Genomic DNA, 19,561 nt, shown 5'->3' with positions numbered 1-19,561 from the left:
ACTAACAAACCCTTTTAGCTGGCTCACTGAAGGGAAAGCAATATCTTATTGACAAGAAAGAGCGACGTCTTCGTCGCTTTTTCTTATCAATACGCTGACATTTTATCGAGAACGTTTTGGGCTTCTTGCTTCAATACATCAGATCCATCATCTAACACTTTCTCAAGCAGCTTTTTCGCGCCATCAAAATCATTCATCTCAATATAAATCTTCGCTAAATCTAGATTACCTGCTGCTTCAGAATCGTCATCCACATCAATTTCGGTCACATTACCGATAACGTCTGGGAATTCATCCAGACCGACGTCAAGCTGCAATTCTTCCTCTTCTTCTGGCATCGGCTCTTCATTAACTTGTGCCATCAATTCATCAATGGTCATGAACTGCGCTTGCTTGTCGGCAAAATTTTCTAGCGGGTCTTGAGATGACCAATCTTCATTCTTGGCCGCTTTCAGTGAACCGGCATCCTGATTCCATATCGCTTGCTCTTCAGCAGGAATGGTTTCATCAATCGCATTTTTTTGGTCGTCGGTCAGCGAAAATCCATTCCAGTCCTCACCATCATCCGCCGATCCGCTCTCTTCTAGCATTGCGGCAAGGTCCAGCCCAGCACTGTCAGCGGTTGTCTGGTCAACAGGATTGATGTTACTGAAGGTACGCTGATTGTCAGTGAGCAGTTCACCTAATTGACCCTCTTGTTCTAAGGCATGTGTATCTACCATAGAGAATGCATCGGCTAATGCATCGATTTCCGAGTGATCTAATGTTTCCCCTATCATTTCTTTGTTTAGATCGAGTTCAGGTTTTACAACCTCTGTCACTTCTGGCGAACGATTCAACGCTTTCTCGTCAGACGAGCGATCAGTCAGCACATTATCTTCAGCTGGTTCAAGGGGAACGGCGTCATCTTGCACAAGCGCATCTTCTGCCGATGTTTGTATACTGTCATTTGATGGCACGTCTTCACGGTTCAGATCGCCAAGCGCGGCATTATTCTGGTTACCTAACGATTCTGACTCGTCTTCAAAGGTTCCCATCGCAAGCACGTCAGCTAGCGCATCTTCTTCGCTGTATTCCGGCAAATCCGTATCACTAACCGCATAGTTGGCTTCCTCTCCGATGGCCTCCTCATCAGCGGTAAACTGGAATTCATCCTCAGAGTCAGCTAGTGCTTGTGCTTCGTTGTATTCACTACTCAACGCTGAATCTAAGAAATCATCATCTGATGCTTGCTGTTCGGGTGTTTCGAAGATAGTTTCTGCCGGTGCAACATCGATAGACTCGTGTTCCACAGAAGCAGCGTCGAGATCGGCTTGCGCCTGCTTAGCGCCCGGGTCTAGATTAGGGCTATGATCAGGCTCGGCTTCGTTTTCAGTGTCAAAATGCGTTTCAGGCGCATCTTCTACAAGCCAGTCATCATCTTGGGGAATACCAAACTCATTTTCGACCAACGTATCAAGCTCAGCTTGCTCTCTTTGCGGATCCACGTCGTCCACACGGGTATCACTACTACCCTCAATTTGAGGGGAAAAGTCAAACTCGGAATCAGGCTGAGATAACACACTGGAATCTAGGTTCGAAGCTTGCAGGTCACGCTTGTTCGATGCGTCTGTTGAATCCTCTTGCACCATTTGATGCTCGGGTAAACTAAAATCCTCTGCATTCGAGTTGTTAGCATGAGCGTCTGCAACGTCTTGTGCCAACGCATCCGTTGCCAATTGCTCGTTACTCACACCAGGTGACGTTGCTTCTTGGGTTGCAGCACCATCTAATGTTTCGGCTATCGAGTGCTGTTCAAGTATTGAATCAATGTCAAATTCAGCCTCATCAATCGAGGTACCTGCCTTATCCACGGCTTCTACTTCGAGGTCAGAAGCATCTTCATCAACTTGTTGTGTATCTAATGACGGCTGTGAATCTAATGGCTGTTGAAACTCGGTGGATTGTGGTGATTCATTTGCATCACCATGCAAAGCCAGCAACGCGTCAATATCATCACTGATCGGATCATCGCTGATCGGATCATCAGCTTTCGTTTCTTTTCCATGTTCAGCTAACAGAGCATCGATATCGTCGATATTATCAAGCTCAGTGTCAGTGTCAGTGTCAGTGTCAGTGTCAGTGAGACTCACATCTTGATGATGAGTTGGAGCAATCGATTCTTCATCGCGGCTGAACAAATCGGCAAACGCATCTTGTTCGGCTTCTTTCAGTTGCTCAGCCTCAGTGGATAGCGTAGCCGAGTCGATGTCACCGTCATCTTCAGTAAGCAGTTGGCCTGATTCAAACGGGTCCAACGCAAGTGACTCATTGTTCGCTTCCGAAGATTCGTCAAATGAGTGCTCAAACATGAACTCGTCAAGAAGATCGGTGCTGTTTTCATCTAGCTTGATATCGTCATTCAGATGAGATTCACTTGTACGACTCCCCATCGCATCATCAAGGCTATCCGTCTCTGTCGATGCCTCACTATCAACGATTTCCTCTAGCAACAAATCGGTATCAGAGATATCCGATAAGTCGAAGTCCTCTTCCAGCATCTCATCAAGTAAGGCAGTACTGTCATTCGTTGCACTATCATCGATGTTATTGGCATCGAAGCTATTGGCATCGAAGGTATCAGCGTCGCCTGACTCTGCAGACGCCTCTGACGGCATATCCATTTGCGAGAACTGAGCAAACAAATCATCAATATCTGCATTATCAACCGCTATGTCATCCGCGTTATCCGACAACTCAGGCGAGGCGGCTTGCTCTTCAGACCGGCTCAGATTTTCTGTATCTGGCACATCCTCTTCCGAAGCTTCAAGATCAAATGCTTCTGACAATAGCTCATCCATCTCAGCTTGATTGATGGCCCCCTCTTTCTCCAAGGGTTCATCCAAGCTTGGTTCTTCGAAACTAATATCGGCAAACAAGTCATCGAGTTCTTGCTGGGAAACAGGGTCTGCGTCATCTTCATCTAGGTTAAGATTCAGATCCTCAAGATCATCAGCTGGAACGGCAACATCATTAAGTGCTCGTTCCATTTCCTCGAGCCCTAGAGCCTTCTCGCCATCTTTAACACTGATACCGTTATTACTGCTATCTAGGTCGACAAAGCCGATATCAAGTTCACCATCATCACCAATACTGGCGAACGGATCTTCCTCATCGTCAAGGTTGAAGTCCAAGTCACCTTCATTTAAGTCGCCAAAAATATCGTCTTCGACTGGATCACTGCTTTCTGGCGCAGTGTCGTCCACATCGTTATTACTTTCAAAATCACCAAACAATTCATCAGAGAATAAATCGTCGTCTTGTGATTCCGCGACAGCCGCACCTGACACGGCTGCATCGGCCATTGCGATATCAGGCATATCGTTCGTCGACTGAGTTTGAACCTCTTCCTCAGGGTCTTTTCGCTTTCGTGAGCGCATGAAGAACATCACTAATAAACCAACGAGCGCCGCCGGCAAAATAGCCAGTAAACCAACAATCCACGGGTTCGCAAGCCATGTGTCCATTGTGGTTGGGGCCAAACGTTGCATTTCGTCTTGTTTGCGTTTTTCTTCCAATAACTGACGTTCTACTTCACTACGAATACGCCCTTCATTATTGACCTCATCTTTCAGCGTATCCACCTGCTGCTGAACTTCAGAAAGCATCAATCGCAACTGGTGGTTGCGTGCTTCCAACGAAACCAGCTCACCTTCAGAACGTGTTAACTCTTTTTGTAGCGTACTCGTCAGGTTGGCTTCGACGGTATCGGTTGATGCCGGTTTGTCGGCCTCCTTATTATCGATAATTGATTCGCTGGTCGAAGGGGACGCTTCTGAAACCGGCTTCAACTCTTTTTTCTCTGGTTTGGTTACCTGCGGAGGGGTAGATGAAGGTGTGACCTTAACTGGCTTCGCAACTTCTGGCTTAGTAGCTTCTGGCTTAGCAACTTGTGGCTTCGCCGTTACCGCAGAATTGAGCCTTTGTTGATGCGCCGCTAACACCGACAACGCTTCTTGACGATCAACCTGATTTATCTGTACTGGCGACGGAACACGTAGGCGGTTGCCTGGCATCAGCTTATGGATATTCTTATCTTCGAAAACACCCGGATTAAGCTCATAAAAAGCATAAATAGTTTGCTGTACCGTTGCGCCAGCAGGTTTAAACTTTGATGCAATAGACCACAAGGTTTCGGACTTGGCTGTTGGGCCGTAATAGCGAGAAGGCTGCTCGTTCAATTGAACCACCGCTGGGCGCACTGGTTCTGAATATTGTGGGGCGTCCAACAATTCACCATTCGGGCCAGAAAGGCGAATAGTATCAGCGCTGAAAGATGAAGGCGTTGTCGCTCCAACTAGTGCTAAGGCCACTAGTAGACGCTTTAAAAAATGATGCATGGAAGGCTCAGCTGTCTGCGATTGTAAATACAAAACTTATCTCTGTACTATATCGGATATTTCTCTCAAAACTATAGGTTCTCTGGGAAAAAACACGAATCAAGCATGATAATCGCATCAAGTTCACACCATAAGATACAACAAAGGCCTCACTAGGAGGCCTTTGATTAAAAACAACACAAGTTTTAGAAGTAATCTCGAATCAGTACTTCGGCAATTTGAACCGCGTTCGTTGCGGCTCCTTTACGGACGTTATCAGCGACTACCCACATGTTAAGACCACTGTGGTGACTAATATCGTTACGAATACGACCGACCATTACATGATCTTTTCCACCCGCATCTCGAACCGGTGTCGGCATTTCTTGGCCATGGAAAACCTCAATACCGTCGGTTTGTTCAAGTAAACGCGACGCCTCTTCTGCGTCGATCGGCGTGCTAGTCTCAATATGTAGCGACTCCGCATGACCATAAAATACTGGGACTCGCACACATGTGGCATTGACCATAATGCTTGGGTCATTGAATATTTTTTGCGTTTCCCACACCATTTTCATTTCTTCTTTGGTGTAGCCGTTATCCATAAACTGGTCAATTTGTGGAATACAGTTAAAAGCAATCTGTTGATTGAAAGCACTGTTTTCTGCTGGTCGGCCATTTAATAATGCCGCCGTTTGACCCGCTAACTCGTCAATACCGGCTTTACCTGCGCCCGACACGGATTGATAGGTCGACACATTAATACGCTCAATACCCACCGCATCGTGAATCGGCTTTAACGCAACCAACATTTGAATTGTTGAGCAATTAGGGTTAGCAATAATATTACGGTTACGGAATTCAGCAATCGCCTCAGGGTTCACCTCAGGAACGACAAGCGGCACATCAAAGTCATAACGGAAATGTGAAGAATTATCGATAACAACAACACCTTCTTCTGCTGCAATCGGTGCCCATTTTTCGGATTGTTCGCCACCTGCAGAAAAGAGTGCGATATGAACCTGTGACCAATCAAACTCTTCCACATTTTGAACTTGAACGCTTTTACCGTTAATACGGTAGATTTTGCCTTCACTGCGCTCACTCGCTAAAAGGTAAACATCGCCCATAGGAAACTTACGCTCTTGCAGCACTTCGACCATAGTTTCACCTACAGCACCTGTTGCTCCGAATACAGCGATATTAAATTGTTGGCTCATTGGTTTACCTCTATTTGAAATCCTAACTGTGCCAAAGGTGCCAAATTACAATTAGCATCACCCTTGACTCGGACAGCGCCATATTCGCGTCTGTCCCAATAATGTTTACGCATATTATCAAAACCGTTGTCGTTGTGGATCTCACGACGAAAAACGGCGTCATCCTTACGAACGTCGTAGATAATCTGCGTTAAGTTATGAAGCACCGCTTCATTCCACTCTCTACTGAGGGAGACTTCTGGAATCGGCGCTACTGGTAATAATGCATCTGGATTGGCGCGAGCATCTAATTTCATAAACTCACAAAAACGATTAAAAATCATCGTCGTTCCGCGTGCTTTCCCTTCTAGACCATAGCCTGCGATATGAGGGGTCGCAAACGTTAGCAAAGGTAGTAACTCAAAATCAACCTTTGGCTCGAATTCAAAGACATCGAGAACTGCGGTAAACCCATCATTTTTTTGCAAACGACGTTTGAGCGCTTGATTATCGACCACCGGTCCACGCGCCGCATTGATCAGTATTTGATCACTGCGAAACTGATTGAGCCGCTGTTCATTAATCAGGTGATGCGTCGGAAAGGATCCATCTCTCGTAATGGGCGTGTGTGTTGTCACCACATCAGCCTGCTCAAGCAAAGTATCTAGGTCAGTAAAAGTGCGAGTGTCCCCTTCTTGTTGCTTGATAGGGTCATTAATTAATACACGTACGCCGATACCTTCGAGACATTGTTGAAGATAACTGCCTACTTGGCCACAACCAACAATACCCACCGTCTTATCAAAGATAGAGAAACCTTGTTGCTGGCCAATCACCATTAAGCTGCTCATGACGTATTCCGCCACCCCAACTTTGTTGCAGCCAGGAGCCGCCGTGAAAAAGATATTCTTTTCGCTTAGCAGGGCTTGGTCGACATGGTCCATACCCGCTGTTGCGGTGCCAACAAACTTCAGTCGATTCGCTTTTTCAAGCAACGTCGCATTCACTTTGGTGATCGAGCGGATCATTAGTGCGTCAACATCAATCAAATCGTCCGCTGTGAGCTCACGCCCAGGCATCGCTACAACGTCACCAAGCTGTTGAAATAATTCAACAGCATAAGGCATCGCCTCATCGACAATAATCTTCATTACTTAGTTCCTGATGGGTACCTTTTCTAATAGGGGTGAATTGTGCAAGATAAACGTCAAGGTGTCGAGAAAGGTTTCACCGAAGAAAACGTGCGGCTCACCTATTAGGTACAAACAGCATTCGGTGATGCGACTATCTACACCTTACTTATGTTGCTAGAGAAGTACCTGCTGAGTGGACTTCTGGATAGTTTTCTTTTGTACAAAGAAAAATGCCCGTCCTAAAAAGGCCGGGCAATATCCAGAACAAAAGGATTTCGACCCGCTCTCCAGGGAGTCAAAACTTGCGTCTGCGACTGAGGTTAGTCAGTCAGCTCTGGAAACTTCTAAACTGAGCATCCAGATACCGAAGCTAGAAACTAGAAACTAGAAACTAGAAACTAGAAACTAAGCTTGGTATTTTTTAATCACTAAGGTTGCATTCGTGCCGCCAAAACCAAAGCTGTTTGACATCACTGTATTCAACTCTTGTTCGCGAGTTTCAGTCACAATGTCTAGGCCTTCAGCAGCGTCATCGAGAGTATCGACGTTGATGCTTGGGGCAATAAAGCTATGGTTAAGCATCAGCATTGAATAAATCGCTTCGTGCACACCAGCAGCGCCAAGCGCATGACCCGTCATGGCTTTTGTTGCTGAAATCGCAGGGCTGTTACCGGCAAACACTTCTTGAATCGCGCCAAGCTCTTTAACATCACCGACCGGTGTAGACGTACCGTGAGTATTCACGTAATCAACACCATCGACGTCTTGCATCGCCATCTTCATACAACGCACTGCGCCTTCACCTGATGGAGCGACCATGTCGTAGCCATCCGATGTTGCACCGTAACCGACGACTTCACCGTAGATCGTTGCGCCGCGAGCCAATGCATGCTCAAGCTCCTCAACAACAACCATACCGCCGCCACCAGAGATAACAAAACCATCACGGTTTGCATCGTAGGTACGTGATGCCTTCGTTGGGTCATCGTTGTACTTAGTAGACAAAGCGCCCATGGCGTCAAACATCATCGTTTGTGTCCAATCCAGCTCTTCACCGCCACCAGCAAAAACAATATCTTGTTTACCAAGTTGAATCAGCTCCATCGCATGGCCAATACAGTGTGCTGATGTCGCACATGCTGAACTCATGGTGTAGTTAACGCCACGAATCTTGAATGGCGTAGCCAGACAAGCTGAAACCGTTGAAGACATCGTACGAGGTACCATGTAAGGGCCAACGCGCTTAACGCCTTTCTCACGAATCGTATCAACTGCGATCGTTTGGTTAAGTGCAGAAGCACCACCAGAACCCGCAACTATACCAGTGCGATCATTTGAAACCTGTTCGTCTGACAATCCAGAATCGGCAATAGCCTGCTCCATTGAAAGATACGCGTACGCCGCCGCATCACCCATAAAACGCATTTTCTTACGGTCAATGTGCTCAGCAGGTTTAATTTTCAGATCGCCCCAAACTTGAGAACGCAGGCCCATTTCTTTAAACTGCTCAGAGGCGTTAATACCAGAACGGCCTGCTTTTAGAGACGCTAAAACTTCTTCAACGTTGTTACCGATGCTCGAAACAATACCCATACCGGTAATTACGACTCGTTTCATGTGACATTCCTATAAATTTCAAAACTGCTAAATAATAACGAAGTTACGGGATAAAAGTGGTCAGCTTTCCCATAAATTCGTACAATTCACATCAATTACTGCAACTGATGCCTCATAACTGTAGTTGTGATAACGACTATACAATGGGTATAACACAAGTTAAGTGTCAATATTATGACTTCTATCACTCACGCTCAACTCGATTGGAACGAAGCTGGTACACCCGTTTCTGACCAATTTGACGACGTTTACTTCTCTAACGTAAACGGACTCGAAGAAACACGCTATGTTTTTTTGGAAAAAAACGGCCTTCCTCAACGCTGGCACGACATAGAAGATCGACGCTTTGTCATTGCCGAAACAGGTTTTGGTACTGGGTTGAACTTTCTTGCTGCTTGGCAACAGTTTGAGGCATTTCGCCTACAACATCCCGATGCCGAACTAAAAGAACTGCATTTTATTAGCTTTGAAAAATACCCGCTCACCAAAGTAGATCTCGCGAAAGCACACAAAGCTTGGCCTGAACTAGAGACATTTGCCAAACAGCTGCAAGCGCACTATCCCATAGCCGTGCCTGAATGTCATCGAATAGTCCTCGCTGACGGTATGATTACCTTGGACCTTTGGTTTGGTGACATCAAAGATTGCATGCCATTAGTGCCAACACCGGAACAAGGTGTGGTCGATTGCTGGTTTTTAGACGGCTTCGCGCCAAGCAAAAATCCAGAAATGTGGAACCAAACCCTGTTTAACGGCATGGTCAAACTCGCGAAGCAAGACGCAACCTGCGCAACGTTTACTGCTGCAGGGTTTGTACGTCGTGGTCTCAATGAGGCTGGTTTCAGCATGAAGAAGGTAAAAGGGTTTGGCACCAAGCGAGAAATGATTGCAGGTAAACTTGAACACAAACAGCCTTACAGCAACTTTGACCCATTTTATCAACGCACGACACCAGAAAAAATTGGCAACATTGCTATTATCGGCGGAGGTATTGCCAGCGCCAGCCTAATCACGGCCCTCTCAAGACGCGGTATCGCCTCAACCCTATTTTGTAAAGACGCTCAAGCGGCTGAAGGTGCATCAGGAAACCGTCAAGGCGCAGTGTATCCGCTCCTCAATGGTGAACACAAAGGGGTATCGAGAGTCTTCGCGCCTTCTTTCTTGTATGCAAGGCAATTTGCGGAACAAGCCAGCGCATTATTTCCATTTGATCATGATTGGTGCGGCGTCACGCAACTGATGTGGGATGAGAAATCTGACATCAAACTCAACAAAATGCTCAAAGGGCAGTTTCCTAGGCCACTTGTTCATGGGTTATGTGCGCACGAAACCAGCCAGACATTAGGCTTGGCGTCTCCATTTTCGAGCGTTAGCTACCCGCTAGGAGGATGGTTATGTCCCGCGCAGCTCACACAAGGTCTCATAAACCAAGCAGAAGAAAATCAATTACTCAATTGTCACTTCTCCACCAATGTGACTGCGGTTAAACCATTAGCCAATCATCAATGGTCAATTGAAACCGCCCCAACAGCGTCGGCAGAAGCGCATTCGAAATCCGTCAGTCACCAAGAACAAAATCATGCCGTGTTTGACCTTGTTATCATTGCTAATGGCCATGAGTTTGCGCAATTAGAGCAAACTCAGCACTTACATCTGTCAGCTGTAAAAGGACAAGTCAGTCATATTCCCACTACGAGTTCACTGTCACAACTGAAAACCGTATTGTGCTATGACGGCTATTTAACACCCAGTAATCCTGCAACCAATACCCACTGCATTGGTGCGAGTTACGATAAAGATAACGTCAATCACGATTTTGATGCCAGTGCTCAGTTTGACAACCAAGATAAAATAAAACGCTGCCTTCCCGATACGGCTTGGGTTAACGACATTGATACCTCAGGCAATCAAGCACGCCAAGGCGTAAGAAGCGTCAGTCGTGACCACTTACCATTCGTCGGGCAAGTCACGGATTTTGAGGCCCTTGAAACACTACACGGTCACTCACCCAAGACAATAAAAGCCGTACCTGAACATCACAATTTGTTTTGCATGTTAGGACTAGGCTCTCGCGGTTTAAGCTCTGCACCTCTTGTCGCCGAGATGTTGATCTCACAGATCTGTGGCGATCCACTTCCGCTCCCGGTTGATTTGTTATCCGGCATGCACCCAAGTCGAACCTGGATTCGTCGAATAAAAAAATCACGACCTTTGTTTGGATAACGAGTCACCAATTATCATTTAAATCAGGCTCCATTTACTCTCAAATAAGGAGGCGAAAGCCTAACGCCTCCTTCATTACTTCATGTACCCATGACTATATTCATTCTAAGTCGTCCACTGTCCCTTTGTTTGTTTGCTTAACCGCTGTCTCCGGTGTCCTGTCTTACATTTGAGCCGGATCTCTCCGGTTTCAGTACTCTTACAATAGAGATTACGTGTTAGAACTGAGACAAGCCGTGAACCACAAAGGATACTTAACTGCTTGCATAGACACTATTGCGAACAGCTCCCATACTGCAAGAAAGCATAAGGAGAGCAGCATGAAATGGACGCAACAATTCTTCATATATTGCTTGCTATGGACCGCGACAGTGGATGCAGATGTGAACCCAGCGTCGAACTCGACACCCTATGTCCTGTTTGTTAACCCCGGATACGAAGACGACAGTTTTTGGTATAACGTGATCAATTACGCACAAGCGGCAGCGACGGACCTCAATATCAATCTTGAGGTCGTTCATGGAAACCGTAGCCCACTCCTTGCTCAACAACGCCTGAGTCAAAAAATATCTCAAGGGGCCACGCCGGACTACATAATCTTAGTCAATGAAGCTCAAACGGGAAGGAAGCTACTTGAATCGTTGACTGATGTTTCTTCACACGCTTTGTTTGTCGTCAACAATCTTAATCCAACCGATTTAGTTGAGGTGCAGTTGGAGCCTCACTGGCAACAACACTTGTTACCCGGTGTGTTTGCAAATAATTTTCGTATTGGCTACCTCACCGCTAAAGCCCTTTACGACAAGGGGGAGCAACGCGGTGGTGATGTATTGCTATTTTCTAGCGACACCACGCCTGCCTCAACGATGAGAGAAGCTGGGGCGGTCTCTTTTTTCACACAAGTTGATGGCCTAAACGTTGTCCAGCACACTTACGCTAAATGGGACGAAAACACCGCTTATGGCGAAGCAAAACGACTCTTATCGTTGCACCCTAATATTCGCTATGCATGGACAGCGAATGATCAGATGGCTTTTGGCATCCAGCGAGCATTAGATGAGAGAGAAGAAACAATCGCCGGTCGAGATGATGTGTTAATCAGCACCATCAATACCTCTGAAAAAGTGCTCAGTCAGCTAAAAGAAGGTCAAATAGCGGTATTGGGCGGCGGTGATTTTACCGCCCTTGGGCTAGCACTCATTAAGATACATCATCACAAAAATGGCGTTGAGTGGCCACAGCGCACAAGATTCACTCTCTTTAATTTGATAGATGAACCCTCAGCTTTGTATACCGATTTATATGAGAAGCGATGGGCGGAAATCGACTTTAAAGGCATCGACCTCAACAATAACCCTGTAAATCCTTTCATTCAGATTTCAATTGATCAATAAAAATGCGCTTTTTTGTAAACATTTATTGGCAAGTGGCGTGAAATGGTAAACATGACCGTTATTTAATGGCATGATCGCCGCCGCGATATTTTATCGCCACCCTGACAAGACGAGTCGAAGCAAACTCCATATTGCTTGGCTCTATTTTTTACCCTTCACATTTTGGTTTTCTATGAAATTTGCTTTTTTGTTCTTTAGTTTACTGTTTGCTTCACTGCAACCCAGTTTTGCCTCAACCGACACCGTACCGGTAGGGCTAAGACCATGTTGCGCCTTTGGAACAGGCCTAAAAGCAGAACTCGGCAGCGTCCCAGTGCCTTTTTTCTCGATCAACAACGTGCTTGATATCGAAGATATCGATGCCCACGAGTTTAATGACGGCTCCTCGAGTGTCGTCGGCAGTTTATTCGGCGCATCAAAAGAATCGAACGGTCTGATTTTTTCTAACAAGGGCGGATTTATCGATACCGCACACGTTCGTGACACTGCTGACTTCACCTTCTATCTCTATCATTCAATAAAAAACCGCGATAGCGATACACTGTCTATTGAATTAACCGAAGAGCTTCGCGAGCGTCGTATTGAACTGACCAACTTGGGCCAATTAGATTCCAAAAACCACGAAGAAGCCAAACTGGCCGCAGTATTGGCCTTTCGTTTAGCGCAATGGCACGAGATTGCTCAATGGTACGGGCTCGTTTCAGTTGGGGGTTTCAAAGAATATCCCTCTGCGTTTTCCCCAGAAGATTTGTACTCCAACATGCTGGGCGCGCATATTGCTTTAGAGATGATAAAAATCAATCCGAACATCACACAGAAGAAATTTGTCATTCTTTTTCCTCAGTACTTTCGTAAACATTTGAAACGACTTGATGCTCAAGACAAAGACACCACCATTGACCGCTTTAAGGCGATTGATGGTATCTGGTGGGACAGTAGCAAACGCCTACCTGACAAATGGGTGGTGAAAACACGTGATTATCATTTCAGTCTTGATTTAGTCCCGAACGGCGTGAGTGACGGTACGCCATCTTCACTCAGTGCTTATGCGCACTTAGAAGAATTCGGGCAGTTTCAATTGGTAAAAGCTGACAACATCAAATCGTTTGATATACTGCCCGACGCTTTGAAATCAAAAGAAATATGGACATTCGAGGATTTTCAAACGCTCGCTAACATCGCCAAAGTCGAAGATGATAAGCACACTAACAATCGCAATGACGCATTATCAATGAAGTTGAATTAACGCTATGACTGACATGCAAAAAAATACCGGTATCAAACGTATACTTCTCGCCACTAAATACTCTTGGTTTGGGTTGATGGCGGCTTGGAAACACGAAGCAGCGTTTCGACAAGAGATGGTCGGTCTTTTAGCGGCAGTAGCAATAGCCTTTGTACTTGATATCACTCTCATTGAAAAAGCGGCACTCATTGGCAGCGTACTCTTTGTCATTACGGTGGAGTTGATGAATTCAGCGGTTGAAGCAGTTGTGGACAGAATTGGCTTGGATCGCCATGAGTTGTCTGGTCGAGCCAAAGATCTAGGCTCTGCTGCCGTATTTGTTGCTATTGGATTCGCCCTACTCATTTGGGCCAGTGTATTGTGGACTCACTTTGTACGATAAAAAACGGCAACAAAACACGTAACTCACTCTGTATTGAATCGTGCTTCTAATATGAAAAAGGTCTGCTCATAGTGAGTAGACCTTTTTTGAATGGATGTGGTGGAAAGCGATGCGCAACAATGATTATTCGAACCAAATATTCATATCAACAGGCGACATTAAATAACTCGGAAGCACCGTTCAATCAACCTCACCACCTACGATTTCTGACGCTTGGCAACGAGTGTAAATTTGTAATCACTCGATTTAAAATAATTCCGGCTGTATTCAAAGACCGTATCATCATGTAGGTGACCACGCGTTCGCTTCTCTATGATAGGTTCGCCTAGCTCAATACCCAACAAATCAGCAATATCTTTCGGTGGAAGAACTGGAATAATTTCTTGCTCACTCCGATCAATCACCAAGCCTTTCTTATTTTCTATGAAATCATACTTAGAAGCCTGCATCACTTGGTAGGTCAGATCTGGGAACATCTCGGTCGGCATCCAGGTTTCTTCCACTGTGATAGGGTTTTCATCCAGAAAACGAACACGTTTAATGTAAAAAACTTGGTCACCCTCAGACAAATTTAAATGCTCTGCCATCGTTAACGACGCAGACTGAACCTCAAATGCCAATACATCACTATGTGTCACGCCTTCTAGATGCGCCCATTTCTCTGCAAAACTGCTTTGTTGATAAATATCGTAGTTCACTTTGCTTTCTTTCACGTACGTTCCGCTGCCCTGCACGCTTTCTAACTCTTCGTTTTCTACCAATAATTTCAATGCTTGCCTAACGGTGACACGACTGACAGAAAATTCTTCGCGCAACTGGGCTTCTGTTGGCAAAGCTTCACCAACTTTGTATTCTCCAATACTAATTTTTTCTCGAATAGCATCGGCTATTTTTCGATACATTGGCAAACGAGCCATTTTAACCTCTTCAAAATAATACACAGGAGCGCAGCATAGCCTGCGCGGCTTTAATTCCGAGGAAATAATCAACCACCTGGATTCTCGGTCGTCTCTTTGTGTGCTGAACTACACTTACTCACTAAGGTACCCTCATAACCTACATGATACGAGTTGTCTTATGTATGACAAGTATTTGTTTGCACCAAATTAAAATTAAACAATACAAATAATACAACATTAATACATATATTAATTCAAATTCGATCTTGATCACGGAATATTTGTATCTGAAAGGTATTATTCAATCATTGTTGAATGACACAGCAATATTGGAATGTGACAACGGGACAAAGATTATGAATTTGACATCTCTTACCAACCCATCGCTAATCAACCTACAAACGACGTTTACGAGTCGTGATGAGGCGATAAAAGCACTTGCCGAACAACTAAATCAACAAGGCAAACTGCATAATAAAGACGAATATTTACGTGCTGTATTTGCACGAGAAGATGAAGGACCAACGGCTCTTGGAGAAGGACTTGCCGTCCCTCATGGCAAGACAGATGCTGTCAAAGAAGCCGCATTTGCAATGGCTACTTTGAAAGAGGATCTAAAGTGGAAAGGTTTAGACGAAGACGAGGATGTAAACCTCATCTTCCTTATTGCTATTCCAAATGCCGAAGCCGGCTCTACTCACATGCAGCTCCTCACAGAATTAACCACTACCCTAGTGGATGATGATGTCCGTGAGGCGGTACTCAATGCTACAACTATAGAACAAATTTACACGCAGCTTAGTCGAGAAGAAACCAAGCCTGAGAGCACCAGCACCATTGCGGCAGACGCACCGACAATTGTGTGTGTAACAGCCTGTCCTGCAGGTATTGCTCACACTTACATGGCCGCTGAGTACTTAGAAAAAACCGGTAAAAAACTTGGCTTTAACGTCCACGTTGAAAAACAAGGGGCGAATGGTATTGAGGATCGCCTGACAGCCGATCAACTAAACAACGCCACCGCCGTCGTATTTGCCGCAGAAGTGGCCATCAAGGAAGTCGAGCGCTTCAACGGTATTCCGCGCATTGAAGTGCCGGTCGCCGAACCCATTAAGCATGCAGAACGCATTCTAAACGATGCAATCGACGCGGGAAAAAACAGCACCGGGGTCGGTCGTACATTGGCCACCGAAGACAAGCCGAAACGATTACCGCTCAAAACCGAGCTCAAGCAAGCGCTTCTATCTGGTATTTCTTACGCCGTACCCTTGATTGTTGCTGGGGGCACCGTTCTCGCAGTCGCCGTTCTTATTGCCCAAATTTTCGACTTGCAAGATCTGTATGCGACCGATGGGTCGTGGCTGTGGATGTACCGCAAACTAGGTGGTGGCTTACTTGGTACACTCATGGTGCCGGTATTAGCGGCCTACACCGCTTATTCGCTTGCTGACAAACCGGCCTTGGGTCCTGGTTTCGCCGCTGGTATTGCCGCTAACTTAATTGGCGCAGGATTCCTTGGTGGCGTAGTCGGTGGCTTACTTGCTGGTTACATCATGCGTTGGGTGAAAGAAAACATCCGCTTGAGTCCTTCATTCAACGGCTTCCTAACATTCTATTTGTATCCAGTCATTGGCACGTTAGTCGTCGGCTCATTGATGCTATTCGTTATTGGCAAGCCGGTCGCTTGGTTAAACCAAGGGCTTACTGATTGGCTCAACGGCATGTCAGGAACGAATGCACTGCTGCTCGGTGCTGTGATTGGCCTATTTGTCTCCTTTGACCTTGGCGGTCCAGTCAACAAAGCAGCTTATGCGTTCTGTCTTGGGGCGATGGCTAACGGTGTTTACGGCCCTTACGCCATCTTTGGTTCAGTGAAAATGGTCTCCGCGTTTACGGTTACCGCCTCAACCATGATTGCGCCTCGCCTATTTAAAGACTTTGAGATTGAAGTCGGCAAGTCCACTTGGTTGTTAGGTCTTGCTGGGATCACTGAAGGTGCCATCCCAATGGCAATAGAAGATCCTATCCGTGTGATTGGTTCCTTCTTACTTGGCTCTGTGGTCACAGGGGCAATGATTGGCGCCGCAGGTGTAGGCTTATCGACTCCTGGTGCAGGTATCTTCTCAATATTCTTACTCCACGATGCTGGACTCGGTTCTTTCACCGCTGCCGCAATCTGGTTTGGTGCTGCGCTTGTCGGTACCGCCATTTCAACTATCACGCTGCTAGCATGGAGATCCCATGCTATAAAAAAGGGCAAATTTGACGCCCAGATAGCGACCCAGAACTAACCATTAGGAAATGGAAGGGCGCAGCAAAGCTGTGGCCCTTTCGAAACATCTGCTCTCCCAATTTAAAACTAATTTCGTTACTGCTCAACAGGCTATAGGTACACAATAATGACTACATCACGCGTTCATATCACTCCACACATGCACTGGGATCGTGAATGGTATTTCACTACAGAAGAATCTCGAATTCTATTGGTGAACAACATGGATGAAATCATGCAGCGTCTAGAAAATGACCCTGACTATAAATACTACGTTTTAGACGGTCAAACAGCAGTACTGGAAGATTATTTTGCCATTAAACCAGAGAACAAAGAGCGCGTAAAAGCACTGGTTCAAGCTGGAAAACTCATTGTCGGCCCTTGGTACTCGCAAACAGACACTATGCAAGTGGCGGGAGAATCCATTGTACGAAACATGCTTTACGGTATTCGTGATTGCCTTGAACTCGGTGAACCAATGAAGATTGGTTACCTACCGGATTCATTCTCAATGAGCTCACAACTACCGATGATCTATAACGGCTTTGACATCGATACCGCGATGTTCTGGCGTGGCTGTTCGGAGCGTCATGGCACCAACAAAACTGAGTTCTTATGGCAATCCAATGACGGCTCAGAAGTGGCTGCACAGGTACTCCCTCTCGGGTACGCGATTGGTAAATACCTTCCTCAAGACGAAGAGGGCCTGCGCGCTCGCCTAGATAAATACTTCCCTGTATTAGAAAAACCGTCAGTGACAAAGGATATTTTGTTACCAAACGGCCATGACCAAATGCCAATCCAAAATGACATTTTTGAGGTCATGGATAAGCTTCGTGAAATCTACCCAGAGCGTGAGTTCCTAATGAGCCGCTTCGAAGAGGTATTTGATCGCATTAAGGAAGAACGCGACCAACTTGATACTATCAAAGGCGAATTCAATGACGGCAAATACATGCGCGTCCACCGTACTATTTCTTCGACACGCATGGACATCAAGCTTATTCATGCTCAAGTTGAGAACAAAATTGTTAATATTCTAGAACCACTCGCGTCAATCGCTTGGACATTAGGGTTTGAGTATCATCATGGATTGATCGAAAAAATGTGGAAGGAAAGCATGAAGAACCATGCCCACGATTCCATCGGTTGTTGTTGTTCAGACAAGGTTCACGCTGAGATCTTGAACCGCTATATCCTCGCTGACGATATGGCGTCAAACCTTATTCATTTCTACAAGCGCAAGATTGTTGATCACATGCCAGCCCGTGAGGGTTGCGACAAACTGGCATTTTTTAACTTGTCACCTTATGAGCGTGAAGAAGTCATCAATACCACGATTACCATTCGTGCCAACGAATTCAGCCTATTTGATGAAAATGGCACCCAAGTCGAGTACTTCATTCAAGACCAACGAGTGATTGACCCGGGTAAAATTGACCGTCAAATTGTTCATTATGGCAATTACGACCCGTTTATCGAATACGACATTCAGATCAAATACGCAGTGCCAGCGATGGGGTACACCACGCTGCATATTCAAGGTAATGAAAAAGGCAAAACCAAGGTTGCAGTACAAAAAGATTACTTACTTGAAAATGAATATTACCGAATCAATGTCAACGATAACGGTACATTAACCATCTTCGATAAAGAAACCTTGATGACATACGATCAAGCACTTCGTGTTGAAGAAGGCTCTGACGACGGTGATGAATATGATTACTCACCTTCTCGCCAAGAATGGTTGCTGTATTCTGATGAATTCAAAGCCCAGACCCACATCACTCATGAAGGTTATCAATCTGTCGCCAGCATCAAGCTCACAATGAATGTGCCCGCAAACCTTCAAGAACGTGAAGCACGCAGCGGTCAAAACGGGTTTGTCGGTATCGACTGTCAGGTCGTATTAAAACAAGGCTCTCGTCGCATCGAGGTGCGCATGGAAGTGGACAACCAAGCCGACGATCATCGTATTCGCGTATTAATTCCAACACCGTTTGTCTCTGAAAACGTTGTGGCCGATAACCAATTTGGTCTCATTACCCGCCCAACCAATGATCCGGCGATGGACGTGTGGGAACAAGAAGGCTGGAAAGAAGCCCCTGTTCCTGTGTACCAGTTGATGAACGTCGCAGCGGTAGAAAACGACAAAGGTGGGCTTGCGATCATGACTGGTGGTTTGCGTGAATTTGAAGTCATCTCCAGTAAGGGTGACGAGGCGCGTGACACCTTCGCATTAACCTTATTACGTGGCGTGGGTGTGCTCGGTAAAGAAGAGCTCTTATTGCGTCCAGGGCGACCATCAGGGATCAAGATCCCAACACCAGAGTCTCAGACTCGTGGCAAGCTGGTATGTGAATTTAGTCTCTTCGGCTTTGAAGGTAATCACATTGATGCCAACATCATGGCTGAAGCCCGTGATAACGTTACGCCTATCGAGTGCTATAACAAAATTCCATACAACGCGATGAAACTAAACGTTGGCACTCAAGATAAGCCACTGACATTCTCGCTATTAAATACAGCGAAACAAGGTGCCGTGCTCAGTGTTTTGAAGAAAGCTGAAGATACCGATGCGCTCATTCTAAGAATGTACAACCCTAGTGAAAATGACGAGATAAGCGATACCGTATCGTTCACTCAACCGGTGGCATCATGGCTAGAGACTAATTTGGCTGAAGAAGTACGCACGACTGACGTCGAAAGCGAATCAGTGGGCATACTAAAAGCCTGCCAAGCGAAAACGTTCCAAGTGAAGCTATGCTCCAATTAAGATTTTCTTCGTTAATTTGAGTCACCATAAGAAATCCGTTCAGTGTATGCTGCTCGGATTTC

General features: G+C 45.8%; 11 protein-coding genes. 6 read left to right on the top strand and 5 right to left on the bottom strand.

The features are described 5' to 3' along the window. Positions 1-86 precede the first annotated feature (86 nt). The 4 genes from ACE1OE_RS04285 to fabB all read right to left on the bottom strand — a co-directional run bounded on the left by ACE1OE_RS04285 (position 87) and on the right by fabB (position 8,307). Positions 87-4,379 (bottom strand): FimV/HubP family polar landmark protein, encoded by a 4,293-nt coding sequence (locus tag ACE1OE_RS04285; protein WP_449210264.1) that lies wholly within the window; start codon positions 4,377-4,379, stop codon positions 87-89. Between the two features lie 185 nt (positions 4,380-4,564). Next, the gene (locus ACE1OE_RS04280; RefSeq protein WP_102471724.1) at positions 4,565-5,578 is read right to left on the bottom strand and encodes an aspartate-semialdehyde dehydrogenase; all 1,014 of its coding nucleotides are present in this window, start codon (positions 5,576-5,578) and stop codon (positions 4,565-4,567) included. After that, positions 5,575-6,708: a 4-phosphoerythronate dehydrogenase gene (locus tag ACE1OE_RS04275; RefSeq protein WP_449210263.1), complete on the bottom strand. Its 1,134-nt coding sequence runs from the start codon at positions 6,706-6,708 to the stop codon at positions 5,575-5,577. Before ACE1OE_RS04275 ends, ACE1OE_RS04280 begins: the two co-directional genes overlap by 4 nt. A gap of 387 nt (positions 6,709-7,095) precedes the next feature. Further along, positions 7,096-8,307: a beta-ketoacyl-ACP synthase I gene (gene fabB / locus ACE1OE_RS04270; RefSeq protein WP_102471727.1), complete on the bottom strand. Its 1,212-nt coding sequence runs from the start codon at positions 8,305-8,307 to the stop codon at positions 7,096-7,098. A gap of 174 nt (positions 8,308-8,481) precedes the next feature. Between fabB and mnmC the strand changes: the two genes are divergently transcribed. The 4 genes from mnmC to ACE1OE_RS04250 all read left to right on the top strand — a co-directional run bounded on the left by mnmC (position 8,482) and on the right by ACE1OE_RS04250 (position 13,552). After that, positions 8,482-10,530, top strand: a complete 2,049-nt coding sequence (gene mnmC / locus ACE1OE_RS04265) for a bifunctional tRNA (5-methylaminomethyl-2-thiouridine)(34)-methyltransferase MnmD/FAD-dependent 5-carboxymethylaminomethyl-2-thiouridine(34) oxidoreductase MnmC (RefSeq protein WP_449210262.1) — start codon at positions 8,482-8,484, stop codon at positions 10,528-10,530. A 320-nt stretch (positions 10,531-10,850) separates the two neighbouring features. After that, positions 10,851-11,924 carry an ABC transporter substrate-binding protein gene (locus tag ACE1OE_RS04260; protein WP_449210261.1) on the top strand — a complete coding sequence of 358 codons (1,074 nt, stop codon included), beginning with the start codon at positions 10,851-10,853 and terminating at the stop codon, positions 11,922-11,924. 172 nt (positions 11,925-12,096) lie between these two features. Continuing rightward, entirely contained in the window at positions 12,097-13,170 is a 1,074-nt protein-coding gene (locus tag ACE1OE_RS04255) for a DUF4056 domain-containing protein (protein ID WP_449210260.1), read from the top strand. Positions 13,171-13,174: 4 nt separating this feature from the next. Next, on the top strand, positions 13,175-13,552 hold the full coding sequence (locus ACE1OE_RS04250; protein ID WP_372060598.1) for a diacylglycerol kinase: 378 nt from the start codon (positions 13,175-13,177) through the stop codon (positions 13,550-13,552). A gap of 197 nt (positions 13,553-13,749) precedes the next feature. Here ACE1OE_RS04250 and ACE1OE_RS04245 read toward each other — a convergent pair whose 3' ends face one another. Beyond that, positions 13,750-14,469 carry a GntR family transcriptional regulator gene (locus tag ACE1OE_RS04245; protein ID WP_198593107.1) on the bottom strand — a complete coding sequence of 240 codons (720 nt, stop codon included), beginning with the start codon at positions 14,467-14,469 and terminating at the stop codon, positions 13,750-13,752. Positions 14,470-14,807: 338 nt separating this feature from the next. Here ACE1OE_RS04245 and mngA point away from each other — a divergent pair, with 338 nt between their 5' ends. Then, positions 14,808-16,742, top strand: a complete 1,935-nt coding sequence (gene mngA, locus ACE1OE_RS04240; RefSeq protein WP_449210259.1) for a PTS 2-O-a-mannosyl-D-glycerate transporter subunit IIABC — start codon at positions 14,808-14,810, stop codon at positions 16,740-16,742. 108 nt (positions 16,743-16,850) lie between these two features. Beyond that, complete coding sequence (gene mngB / locus ACE1OE_RS04235) at positions 16,851-19,499, top strand: mannosylglycerate hydrolase (protein ID WP_449210258.1); 2,649 nt, start codon at positions 16,851-16,853, stop codon at positions 19,497-19,499. Positions 19,500-19,561 lie beyond the last annotated feature (62 nt).

This window comes from Vibrio sp. E150_011, from assembly GCF_053544015.1.
Note: the sequence above shows the minus strand (reverse complement) of the source record. Positions and strands in the feature narration are given on the sequence as shown.